Source organism: Clostridium sp. CM037 (genome assembly GCF_055081095.1).
In genome coordinates, this window is the sequence record NZ_CM143650.1 from 2149153 (window position 1) to 2161323 (window position 12171).

Consider the following 12171-nt stretch of genomic DNA (forward strand, 5'->3'; position numbering starts at 1 on the left):
TATGATGTACAGTGAAAAAGTTATGGACCATTTTACTAACCCAAGAAATGTAGGAGAAATTCAAAATGCTAGTGGAATTGGTGAGGTTGGTAACGCTAGATGTGGAGATATTATGAAAGTTTATTTAAAAGTAGAAGAAAATATAGTAGTAGATGCAAAGTTTAAAACTTTTGGTTGTGGATCAGCTATAGCATCTTCAAGTATGGCAACAGAGCTTATTAAAGGTAAATCTGTAGATGATGCATGGACACTTACAAATTTAGCTGTGGCTGAAGCGTTAGATGGACTTCCAGCAATAAAAATGCATTGCTCAGTACTTGCTGAAGAAGCTATTCACAAAGCAATTAATGATTATAGAAGTAAGGCTGGACTTGAAGTATGGGATTTCGTAGAACATGACGATATACATGGTGAAGTACACGGAGAATAGGTGATATTAAATGAAGAAAAAAGTAGTTATCGGAATGAGTGGTGGAGTAGATAGTTCCGTAGCTGCATATCTTTTGAAAGAGCAAGGATATGAAGTTATAGGAATTATGATGAAGCTATCACCAGATAATCAGGATTATGAAGAAAATGAAGGCGGATGTTGTTCTATTTCTGCAGCAAATGACGCAAGGCGCGTTGCAGACGTACTAGATATACCCTTTTATGTTATGAATTTTAAGGATGTTTTTAAGACAAATGTTATTGATAACTTTATTGATGAATATATGGAAGGTAGAACGCCTAATCCATGTATTGTATGTAATAAGATGATTAAATTCGAAGAATTTTTAAGAAAAGCGAAGGCGCTTGGGGCTGATTATATAGCTACAGGTCACTATGCTAAAATTGAAAAACAAGACGATCGATATATTCTTAGAAAATCAGAAGATGATAGAAAAGATCAAACTTATGCATTGTATACATTAACTCAAGAGCAATTAAGTCACACTTTAATGCCCTGTGGAGATTATGCTAAACCAGAAATACGAAATATTGCAGAGCGAATTGGACTAGAGGTTTTTAAAAAAAGGGACAGCCAAGAAATTTGCTTTATACCTGATAATGACCATGGAGCTTATATTAAGAAGTATAGTGGTAGAGAAATAAAGCCAGGTAACTTTGTTAATAAGCAAGGGGAAATTATGGGAAGACACAAGGGAATAGTGTATTATACTATAGGACAGCGAAAAGGACTTGGGATAGCGGTAGGTAAGCCTGTTTTTGTTACTGACATTAACCCTCTAACTAATCAAGTAATAATAGGTGATGAGGAGGATATTTTTAAAACTGAGCTTATAGCAAAAGATTTAAATTTCATTCTCTTCGATAAGCTCACCTCAAATTTAAGAGTTTCGGCTAAGATTAGATATTCTGCAAAACCTCAATTAGCTAATTTAATTCCTTTGGAAAATAATAGAGTGAAGGTCGTTTTTGATGAGAAACAAAGAGCTATAACCAAAGGCCAATCAGTAGTTTTCTATTCAGAAAACTTAGTAGTTGGCGGAGGGATAATCGAGGAAATTTTATAGGTGTACTAATTTAGTTTATAATTTAGGCAGAGGGATATTTAGTTAAAAAACTAGGTATCCCTCTGTATTTATAGTGGATAATTGTAACTATTTTAAATAGTGAAATTTCAGCTTTGAAGGTGATAATTTTATTATTTTGTTTATAAAAGGAGGAGCAATATTATGATGTATAGTGATAAGGTTATGGAGCATTTTTATAGTCCAAGAAATATGGGTATATTAGGTGATGCTAACGGTATTGGAGAGGCAGGGGACCCTAATTGCGGGGATATAATGAAGATTTATATAAAGGTTGAGGATAATATAATAACTAGTGTTAAGTTTAAGGCTTTTGGGTGTGGCTCAGCTATTGCATCATCTAGCATTGCGACAGAGCTTATAAAGGGTAAAAACTTAGAGAAGGCATGGGAATTAACCAACAAGTCAGTTATTGAAGCTCTGGAAGGATTACCGGCTTTAAAACAACATTGCTCAGTGCTTGCAGAACAAACTATACATAATGCGATAAATAATTATAGAGAGTCATGCATGCTTGAGCCCTGGAAGAATGATTTAAAATAAATATATTTCAGCTACGCAGGAGATGATTTAATGAAACTTCATTGGTGTTAATCCCATGTAGTTTGATTTTGATTTACTCTTTCAATAAGTTTTCTATTTTATTGTTAATTTCATGAATATTTATTGAACTTATTGCAGCGTTATTAATAATATATTTTTCTTTGAGTTTCAGTATTCTATATACACTCTCATTTAACCTATTTTCTGATATTACATTATTTTGTACTGCAGCTTTTAGTGAATTAATTACTTTTAGCTCGTTGTCATATTCATGGCATACTAAGATAATGTCACTTCCAGCATTAAATGATTTAACGGCAGCATCGCCAATGTCATTATATTTTGTAATGGCCGCCATGGTCATATCATCAGTAATGACTACACCGCTAAACTTTAAAGTTCCTCTTAATATATCGGTTATAATAACTTTTGACATACTCGCAGGATAAACAGAATCTATTTTATTAAGTAATATATGTGATACCATAATGGCATCCACATTATTCTTTATAGCTTCATTAAAAGGAGTCAGTTCAAAAGCATTAAGTTTTGTTAAATCCTTATTTACTACAGGCAGGCCTACATGGGAATCAACTGAAGTGTCCCCATGGCCAGGAAAGTGTTTTACCACAGGAATTATATTGTTATCTATCATACCTTCCATGGTTTTAATGCCTAGTTTATTAACAATATCAGTGGTACTCCCAAAAGCTCTGTCTCCTATTACAGGATTATTAGGGTTGCTATTTATATCGAGTACTGGAGCAAAATTCATATTAAATCCAAAGGTTTTAAGTTCTTCTGCAATAATTTTCCCAATGTTGTAACTTAAGGCACCATCGTTCTTTTCCCCTATAACTTGATTGGATGGAAGCTTTTTAATTTCATTTGGAATTCGTGATACCCGTCCACCTTCCTCATCTACAGAAATAAATAGAGGCGTTTTGTTTTGTGAATTAGTAGTTTTTAGTGAGTTAATCAGGCTAACTAATTGATTAGAAGTAGCTACATTATTTCTAAATAAAATAAATCCACCAACTTTATGGTCTTTAATCAAATTATTTATATTATTATTCATTGTATAACCATCAAGCCCAACAATTACTAACTGACCAATCTTGTCATCTAAACTCATAGCATCAATCTTGTTTTGAACTACATCAATATTTTCAGGCTTAGGATTAACAACCTCATCCTTAGAATTAATATTAGGGCTAAGGTTAGAATTTGAATTACTACAGCCAGATAAAAATAAACCACCAATTAACAATATACTTATAACTAATTTTTTCATTACAAAATTTCACCACTTTCTTTTAATAAAATTAATAGGGTAAAGAAGTCATTAAAGAGTAAAATTATTATTGAAAATATTATTTAGAGCAAATATAAAAAATAGGGCTAACAGTAATTTAATATAAGAAATTGTAAAATTACAAAATATTAATCTTTAACATTATTTTTAGTATATGTAATAATTCTTAGATTATTTGGAGAATATAACTATAAATAATAATTAAATTTTTTTCATTTAGGAGATAATATGTTTAAAAGCAGAGATTTTATATTTATGAATGTTGTTAGTATGGATGGCAAGAAAATTGGGTTTATCAGAGATTTGTTAATGGATTTTAATAAAGGAAAGGTAATCGGATTTGTAATATCTCCTTATAAACTTTTCCATAAAAATTTAAGTGTATTAAAAGAAGACATCATATATTTTAATAAGCATATGGTAGTTAAAAAAGTAGAGAAAAATAAATATCTATGTTTACATAGCTTTATTAATATGGATGTAATAGATAAATGTAGCAATGTATTTGGTATGGTGGAGGATATTACTTTTTCATGTGATACATTTGAAATAAAAGGAATTATAGTGTCTTCTGGATTTATTACAAATTTACTTAGAGGGAAAAGAATAATGCTAATAAATGAACTAATACTTGGAGAAGAAAATATTCTCTACATTCCCAATTTTGATGAATCATGTTTTAAAAGTATGCCACATAACTTCTTTGTGGAGGGAAAAGCCGATGAAAAAAATTAGCAAAAAGAAGTTAGCTATTACGATTCTCAGTATTATTATTTTTGTAGTTGTACTCTTTATGTTAATAAAAATCCCTATTGTTAAACAATTAATAAATTTAGTCTTTATTTCTTTCATTGTGGCATATATACTAAAACCATTATATATGCTTTTAATTAGAAAAGGAGTAAATAAAAAAGCTTCTGCTTGTTTAATAATAGTCGGTTTATTAAGTTTAGTATTATTAACGTTTATAGTGGTAATTCCATCAATATTTAGAGAAAGTTTAGACATAAATAAGGCAATAAATGATTTGCAAAAATATTTAATTAATGCAAATATGAAAATAAAAGTATTAAATAGAAGCAGAGTCATGAGTAGTATTATGACTACTATATACCAAAAATCAAATGCTCAAATACTTCTAATATTTGATAAAATATTAGATTCTATCATGGGCATCGGTGAGAATATATTAACTTACATGGTTTCGCCTTTAATAGTATATTACTTTTTATGCGATAGTGAAAACATGATAAATAAGGCATTGATAGTTTTTCCACCAGAGAGCAGAAATATAATAAAGAGAATCATAGCGGATATTGATAAAGTATTAGGAAGGTATATTATAAGTCAATTTATCTTATGTGGAATTATAACCATTGCTACATTTTTGATATTAATGTTTATGAAAGTTGATTTTCCTTTGATACTTTCATTGATAAATGGAATTTTTAATATAATACCTTACTTTGGACCTATATTTGGGGTAATACCTATCATTTTAATAGCTCTGCTTGACTCTCCAAAAATAGCTTTATATACAGCGTTGTGGCTATTTGCACTTCAACAAATCGAAGGAAGTATATTGTCACCAAAAATAATTGGAGATAGTATAAGTATGCACCCATTAACAGTAATATTATTGTTGGTTATAGGTGGGAAGGTTGGAGGGATTTTAGGTATGATACTAGCAGTGCCACTAGGAGTAGTGATAAAAGTTATATATGAGGACTTAAACTATTATCTATTCTAGGAATAAGCAATATATTTTTATTTATAATTTGCATATCTTGAAGTATTAAGGTAAAATGTACTATAGTATATATAAGTTAATATCAGGTAATGATAAGAATTAGTAAATATAGTTAGTCATTTAGAGAGGAAGTGGAGGGTGAAAACTTCTTGATAGCCATATTGAAGCTGTCTTTGAACCTTATTTTGTTGAGAGATATTGCAGTGTAATTAATTGTTATTAATTATATAGTGATATAATTAGGGTGGTAACGCGGAAAACTTTCGTCCCTTGCTTTAGGGAAGTGAAGGTTTTTTTTTATATTTTAGAAAATTATGAATTTTAAAATTCTATATATAAAATTAGCATAAATAGATCGTGTTAACACAGTCTATAAACAATCGGAGGAGATATTATGGAAAAATTAGGATTAAATGAAATTAGGGAATCGTTTCTAAATTTTTTTGAAGGTAAAGAGCATCTTAGACTAGAAAGTTTTCCTCTAGTACCTAAGAATGACAGCAGTTTATTGCTTGTAAATGCGGGTATGCAACCACTTAAACCATATTTTACAGGAATTAAAACACCACCTAATACTAGAATAACTAATTGTCAAAAATGTATTAGGACAGGAGATATTGAGAATGTAGGAAAGACATCAAGACATGGCACTTTCTTTGAAATGCTTGGAAATTTTTCTTTTGGTGATTATTTCAAAAAAGAGGTTATACCATGGGCTTGGGAATATGCAACAGAGGTTTTGAAAATACCAAAAGAAAATTTATATATAACTATATATTTAGAGGATGATGAGGCTTTTGATGTATGGAGTAAAAATACTGATGTTGATCCTTCACGTATTTTTAGATTAGGAAAAGAAGAAAATTTTTGGGAAATAGGTCAAGGACCTTGTGGACCGAGTTCAGAAATACACTTCGATAGAAATGTAGAACTCGGCCAAATAAAAACGGAAGAAGAGTTTATTAAGGCAGGCAATGAAGATAGAGTAATAGAATTTTGGAATTTAGTGTTCACTCAATTTAATAAGGATGAGCATGGTAACTACAACAAATTAAAAAATCCTAATATAGATACAGGTATGGGTCTCGAGAGAATAGCTGGCATAATGCAAGGCACAGATAGTATATTTGAAGTAGATACTATAAAAAATATTTTAGAAGAAGTTTCAAGAATTTCAGGCGTGAAATGTGGCGATAGCTGTAATGAGTCGATATCTTTAAAAGTTATAACAGACCATGTTAGAAGCACAACCTTTATGATAAGTGATGGTGTACTTCCGTCTAATGAGGGAAGAGGTTATGTTCTTAGGCGACTACTAAGGCGTGCGGCAAGGCATGGTAGGTTAATTGGAATTAAAAATACTTTTTTAAGTGAACTTTGCGATACTGTTATTGAAAACTCCTCTAAAGCATACCCAGAATTAAAAGAAAAATCATCCTATATTAAGAAAGTTATAAAAATTGAAGAGGAAAGATTTTTAGAAACTATAGATTCTGGTATGGATATTTTAAAAGTTTACATAGAAGAGCTTCAAAAAAAATACAATAAAATTTTAGGTGGAGATAAAGCTTTTAAATTATACGATACCTATGGTTTTCCATATGAGCTTACAGAAGAAATACTTAGCGATGCTGGTATAAAAATTGATTTAGAAGGATTTAATGCTGCAATGCAAAGTCAAAAGCAAAGGGCAAGAGCTGCTAGAGTACAGTCAAATTATATGGGCAGTGGAGAAAGTTCAATGAACTTAATTCCTAAAAATATAGAAACAAAATTTGATGGATATGATAAAATACAATTAGAATCTAAGGCTAAATTTTTAATTAGTTGCGAAGAGCATGTTACAGACCTTTCAAAGGGTTCAAAAGGGATTATTGTAACCGAAGATACTCCTTTCTATGCAGAAATGGGAGGGCAAATTGGAGATAAGGGAATAATTTTTAATGATAATTTTAAAGTAAAAGTGTACGATTGCCAAAAAGATATTTCTGGAAAAATAATACATTTTATTGAGGTGTTAGAAGGAATATTGATAGCAGATGAAATAGTAACTCTTAAGGTTGACGAAGATAGGAGAGCTCAAATTTGTAAAAATCATACTGTAACTCACATGCTACAAGAAACGCTGAAAAGAGTTTTAGGTGATCACGTTCATCAATCAGGTTCTTATGTAAATGAAGATAGATTAAGGTTTGACTTCACTCATTTTTCTGCACTAACTGAGAAAGAGATTGCTAAAGTTGAGAAAGTTGTAAATGACAATATTATGAAGGCGTATAAGGTAGAGACTGAGGTTATGACCATAGAGAAAGCTAAGGAAACTGGAGCTATAGCATTATTTGATGAAAAATATCAAGGAGATGTTAGAGTAGTATCTGTAGGAGAGTATAGTAAGGAATTATGTGGCGGTACTCATGTTAGAAATTCAGGCGAAATCGGATTATTTAAAATTTTATCTGAAGCAGGAGTAGCGGCAGGGGTTAGAAGAATTGAAGCTATAACTGGTAGTGAATCTATAAAATATGTAGAAGATAAAAGTAATTTATTAAAATATATTGGAAGTACATTAAAATGTTCAGAAAAAGACATAATAAATAAATTACAAACTCAATTGGTAGAATTAAAAGACAAAGAAAAGGAAATAGTATTATTAAAAGAAAAATTAGCCAGTTCTTCAGTAGATGAAATTTTAGAGAATATTAAACAGGTCAAAGGTGTTAAAGTGATTTCGGGAGCTGTAAAAAATATAAACGGAGATGCTTTAAGAGATTTAGCTGATAAACTTCGTAATAAGATTGTTGATGGTGTAGTGGTAATAGGAAGCTGTACAGACGATAAAGTACAATTTGTTGCAATGGCGTCTAAGTCAGCAATAGATAAAGGAATACACTGTGGGAAAATAATTAAAGAAGTTGCTAAAATCGCTGGTGGTGGCGGTGGTGGAAGGCCTGACATGGCAGAGGCAGGTGGAAAACTTCCCGAAAAATTAGATGAAGCAATAATGAATGTATGCTCTATAATTGAAAGATTGGTAAAATAGTATACTTTTTGCAATAGTTGTTTTATAATATAATTAATAATAAGTAATTTAATTATAGTTAGTATGTAATTATGGAACTTATTACAACTGAAAAAATTTACTATATTACCAAATGATTTCCTAGCGTATTCAAATGGGATAAATTTTAGTGTTTAGCGTATGATGAGGAAAGGGGTGTATATAATGGATAATAATCAAAATACAGTCCAATTTGATTTTGTAAAAGATAAAAAAGATTTAACAAAAACTATTTTGACTGACGTATATAATTCACTTATAAAAAAGGGCTATAACCCAGTGAACCAAATGGTAGGATATCTAATTTCAGGAGATCCGACATATATAACGAACTACAATGGAGCAAGAGCGATGGTAAGAAAGCTAGAGAGAGATGAGATATTGGAAGAAGTTTTGAAATCTTATCTAGACATAAAAAAGTAAAATGCCCATAGGGGGCATTTTATTTTTTAAAGTTAATGGTGTACATTAACTAGGCTATTATTAAAGGAGCATTTGGATGAGAATATTAGGGTTAGATATTGGAGACAGAACAATAGGGGTAGCTGTATGCGATCCATTAGGATTAACAGCACAGGGAATTACAACAATTAAAAGGAAAAGCATAGTTCTAGATATAGAGGAACTTTCTAAAATATGTAAGGAATACAATGTAGAAAGTTTTGTATCAGGCCTCCCTAAAAATATGAATGGAACTATAGGACCACAAGGGGAAAAGGTTCAGCGTTTTTGTGAAAAGCTTAAAGAAACATTAAATTTAGAAGTGAAAATGTGGGATGAAAGATTATCAACAGTAGCTGCTAATAGAGTAATGCTCGAGGGCGATTTATCTAGATCAAAAAGAAAAAAGATTGTAGATAAAATTGCGGCTACATTCATTTTACAAGGATATTTAGATAGTTTAGGCACACATCTATAAAATGAAATTTACAAAAATATGCAACGGGTATTAAGATATTATTGATTGCATAAATTGAAAGGAGAAAATAAAATGGATAACAATGTTGAAACCGTATTATTATATGATGAAGAGGGTAAAGAAATAGAATTTGACGTACTAACGAAATTGGACATTAAAGATAAGGAATATGTTATAGTTGCGCCAACTGGTGAAGAAGATATTGATGCAATTGCACTAAGAATAGATAAGGACGCAGAGGGTGAGGATATTTTAGTTACAATAGATGATGATGAAGAGTTTGAAATGATTTCGGAGGCGTATGACGCAATTTCTTCAGGAGAACTATAATAGTATTTAAGCAAAAAGATTCTAAATTAAGACATTTTAATATATTTTCAAACTAATTAACCTATTTTCTTAAAACTAAATGATTATCAATTGACAATATTATAATAAAGGATTAAAATAAAAGTATACTTAATATAATTTTATCTATGAGTCAAATGATGTTTGTAGAAAAGGGGTATATATATGTCAAAGGTATCTCCAGAGAGCGTTGAGAGTTTAAAAGAAACTCTAAAACAAGAGGGCTATAAGCTTACTCCGCAGAGAAGGGCTATTTTAAATGGGATAATTAAGAGTGAAGGTAGCCATCTTACTGCGGAAGAACTATATGACTTGGTTAAATCTGACTGTCCAGAAATAGGTCTTGCTACAATTTATAGAACAGTTCAACTTTTAGAAGAAATGGGTGTAATTCGAAAGTTTGATTTAGATGATGGCTGTAGTAGATATGAACTTAACCATGAAAATGAGAGACATCAACATCATCACCTAATATGTAATCGCTGTGGTAAAGTATTAGAGGTGCAGGGAGATTTACTAGAGGAATTAGAGACTATTGTTGAAAAAAAATATAACTTTAAGATTGAAGATCATAGTTTGAAATTCTATGGTGTTTGTGACAAGTGTATTTGTAAATAATGTAAACGACAAATCCTACAGAGGAAGCATTTGTATTTATGTGGGATGATGTGATGAAAAAACCAAGTAAATGATGTAATTTAAGTAAATGTATCATTTTTTTAATAATGAATGCTATACATAGTTGACTTTTTTGCAAGATAACATTAAAATAAGTATAGTAAATGCGAAAGTTGGGTACTTAAAGACGTATCCAATTTTTGTTTGTGTAATATGTTTAACTTACGAAAAAAAATTGGAGGATTAATATGAATTTATTTACAAGAAATGATGTTAGAAATATAGCAATAATTGCTCACGTAGATCACGGTAAGACAACACTAGTGGATTGTTTACTTAAACAAAGCCATGTTTTTAGAGAAAACGAAAAAGTACAAGAAAGAGTAATGGACTCTAACGATTTAGAAAAAGAAAGAGGAATAACAATTCTTTCTAAAAATACTGCAATAATGCATAATGGAATTAAAATAAATATAGTTGATACTCCTGGCCACGCTGACTTCGGTGGAGAGGTTGAACGAGTACTTAAAATGGTTGATAGCGTACTTCTTGTAGTTGATGCATATGAAGGTCCAATGCCACAAACTAAATTCGTTTTAAAAAAGGCATTAGAATTAAACCTTAAGCCAATCGTTGTTATAAACAAAATTGATAGAAAAGATGGTCGTCCTACACATGTTCTTGATGAAGTCTTTGACCTATTTGTTGAACTTGGAGCGGATGATGAACAATTAGATTTTGCAGTGGTATATGCTTCTGCTAGAGAAGGATTTGCTAAATTAAATGTTGATGATGTAAGTGACAACATGGAACCATTATTTGATTCTATAGTAAAGAATGTAAAGGCACCAGAAGGATATTTAGATATGCCACTTCAATTGCTTATTTCAACTATTGATTATAATGAGTATGTTGGTAAGATTGGAATAGGAAAGATCGAAAGAGGATCAATCAAAAGAAATCAACCTATCGCACTTATAAGAAAAGATGGCACAATAAACAATGTTAAAGTTTCAGCTCTTTTTGTTTACAAAGGTCTTAAAAGAGAAGAAACTGAAGAAGCAATGCTTGGTGATATAGTAGCAGTTTCTGGTATTCCAGACATTAACATCGGAGAGACAATAGCTGATATTAATGAACCAGAAGCTCTTCCATTCGTTGAAATTGATGAGCCTACACTAACTATGAATTTCATGGTTAATAATTCTCCTTTTGCAGGAAAAGAAGGAACTTATGTTACATCAAGACACATAAGAGATAGACTTATCAAAGAGCTTGAAACCAATGTTAGTTTAAGAGTAAAAGAAATTGATGATGGTTTTGAAGTAAGTGGAAGAGGAGAACTTCATCTTTCAGTTCTAATTGAAACTATGAGACGTGAAGGATATGAATTCCAAGTGTCAAAAGCAAATGTTATATTTAAAGAAGAAAATGGCCATAAAACAGAGCCAATTGAGTACCTTACAATTGACGTACCAGAAGAATTTATGGGCGTAGTAATGGAGAAAATGGGACCTAGAAAAGCAGAAATGGTAAATATGACTTCAGCTATAAATGGATACACTAGATTAGAATTTAAAATACCATCAAGAGGATTAATTGGATTTAGAAGTGAACTTATGACTGATACCAAGGGTAATGGTATAATGAATCACGTTCTAGATGGTTACGATAAATACAGAGGTGAAATACCAGATAGAAGTAGAGGTTCTTTAATTGTATTTGAAACAGGAGAATCAATTACTTACGGATTATTTAATGCTCAGGATCGTGGTACTCTTTTCCTAGAACCAGGAGTGCCTGTATATGCAGGAATGATTGCAGGAGAATGTGCAAGAGCTGGAGATATGGAGATAAATATTTGTAGAAAGAAACAATTAACAAATACTAGATCTTCAGGAGCAGATGAATCACCAAAACTAGTTCCAGTAAAACAAATGACACTAGAACAATGCTTAGAATTTATAGCTGTTGATGAGTTAGTTGAAATTACTCCTCTAAATATCAGAATGAGAAAAAGAATATTAGATTCAGGAGAAAGAAAAAGAGCAACTAGCAAAAAAAGCAAATAGCATAAATTATGGG

At 30.9% G+C, this 12171-nt stretch carries 12 protein-coding genes and 1 other annotated feature; of the genes, 11 read left to right on the forward strand and 1 reads right to left on the reverse strand.

The window, feature by feature from the left end:
- The first annotated feature begins 1 nt into the window (after nt 1).
- From nifU (ACWJKP_RS10490) to nifU (ACWJKP_RS10500), 3 genes are all read left to right on the forward strand, one after another.
- Nucleotides 2-430 (forward strand): Fe-S cluster assembly scaffold protein NifU, encoded by a 429-nt coding sequence (gene nifU, locus ACWJKP_RS10490; RefSeq protein WP_165412750.1) that lies wholly within the window; start codon nt 2-4, stop codon nt 428-430.
- A 10-nt stretch (nt 431-440) separates the two neighbouring features.
- Entirely contained in the window at nt 441-1517 is a 1077-nt protein-coding gene (mnmA, locus tag ACWJKP_RS10495; RefSeq protein ID WP_165412749.1) for a tRNA 2-thiouridine(34) synthase MnmA, read from the forward strand.
- Between the two features lie 165 nt (nt 1518-1682).
- Nucleotides 1683-2078: a Fe-S cluster assembly scaffold protein NifU gene (gene nifU, locus ACWJKP_RS10500; RefSeq protein ID WP_187351419.1), complete on the forward strand. Its 396-nt coding sequence runs from the start codon at nt 1683-1685 to the stop codon at nt 2076-2078.
- Nucleotides 2079-2151: 73 nt separating this feature from the next.
- Here the strand turns inward: nifU (ACWJKP_RS10500) and nagZ are convergent, their stop codons facing one another.
- Nucleotides 2152-3372, reverse strand: coding sequence for a beta-N-acetylhexosaminidase (gene nagZ, locus ACWJKP_RS10505; protein ID WP_165412747.1), 1221 nt, complete (start codon nt 3370-3372; stop codon nt 2152-2154).
- 249 nt (nt 3373-3621) lie between these two features.
- On the opposite strand from nagZ, the gene ACWJKP_RS10510 reads away from it, so the two are divergent.
- From ACWJKP_RS10510 to typA, 8 genes are all read left to right on the forward strand, one after another.
- Nucleotides 3622-4128, forward strand: a complete 507-nt coding sequence (locus tag ACWJKP_RS10510) for a PRC-barrel domain-containing protein (RefSeq protein ID WP_165412746.1) — start codon at nt 3622-3624, stop codon at nt 4126-4128.
- Complete coding sequence (locus tag ACWJKP_RS10515) at nt 4115-5143, forward strand: AI-2E family transporter (RefSeq protein ID WP_165412745.1); 1029 nt, start codon at nt 4115-4117, stop codon at nt 5141-5143. Before ACWJKP_RS10510 ends, ACWJKP_RS10515 begins: the two co-directional genes overlap by 14 nt.
- Before the next feature lie 80 nt (nt 5144-5223).
- Nucleotides 5224-5417: a binding site (T-box leader), on the forward strand.
- A gap of 120 nt (nt 5418-5537) precedes the next feature.
- Complete coding sequence (alaS, locus tag ACWJKP_RS10520; RefSeq protein WP_462961168.1) at nt 5538-8183, forward strand: alanine--tRNA ligase; 2646 nt, start codon at nt 5538-5540, stop codon at nt 8181-8183.
- Nucleotides 8184-8366: 183 nt separating this feature from the next.
- Nucleotides 8367-8624: an IreB family regulatory phosphoprotein gene (locus tag ACWJKP_RS10525; protein ID WP_165412743.1), complete on the forward strand. Its 258-nt coding sequence runs from the start codon at nt 8367-8369 to the stop codon at nt 8622-8624.
- Between the two features lie 76 nt (nt 8625-8700).
- Nucleotides 8701-9120 carry a Holliday junction resolvase RuvX gene (gene ruvX / locus ACWJKP_RS10530; RefSeq protein ID WP_165412742.1) on the forward strand — a complete coding sequence of 140 codons (420 nt, stop codon included), beginning with the start codon at nt 8701-8703 and terminating at the stop codon, nt 9118-9120.
- A gap of 72 nt (nt 9121-9192) precedes the next feature.
- Complete coding sequence (locus tag ACWJKP_RS10535) at nt 9193-9450, forward strand: DUF1292 domain-containing protein (RefSeq protein ID WP_165412741.1); 258 nt, start codon at nt 9193-9195, stop codon at nt 9448-9450.
- A gap of 183 nt (nt 9451-9633) precedes the next feature.
- Nucleotides 9634-10086 carry a Fur family transcriptional regulator gene (locus tag ACWJKP_RS10540; RefSeq protein ID WP_165412740.1) on the forward strand — a complete coding sequence of 151 codons (453 nt, stop codon included), beginning with the start codon at nt 9634-9636 and terminating at the stop codon, nt 10084-10086.
- 248 nt (nt 10087-10334) lie between these two features.
- A complete protein-coding gene (gene typA, locus ACWJKP_RS10545; protein WP_165412739.1) occupies nt 10335-12158 on the forward strand; it encodes a translational GTPase TypA in 1824 nt (607 codons plus the stop codon).
- Nucleotides 12159-12171: the final 13 nt, after the last annotated feature.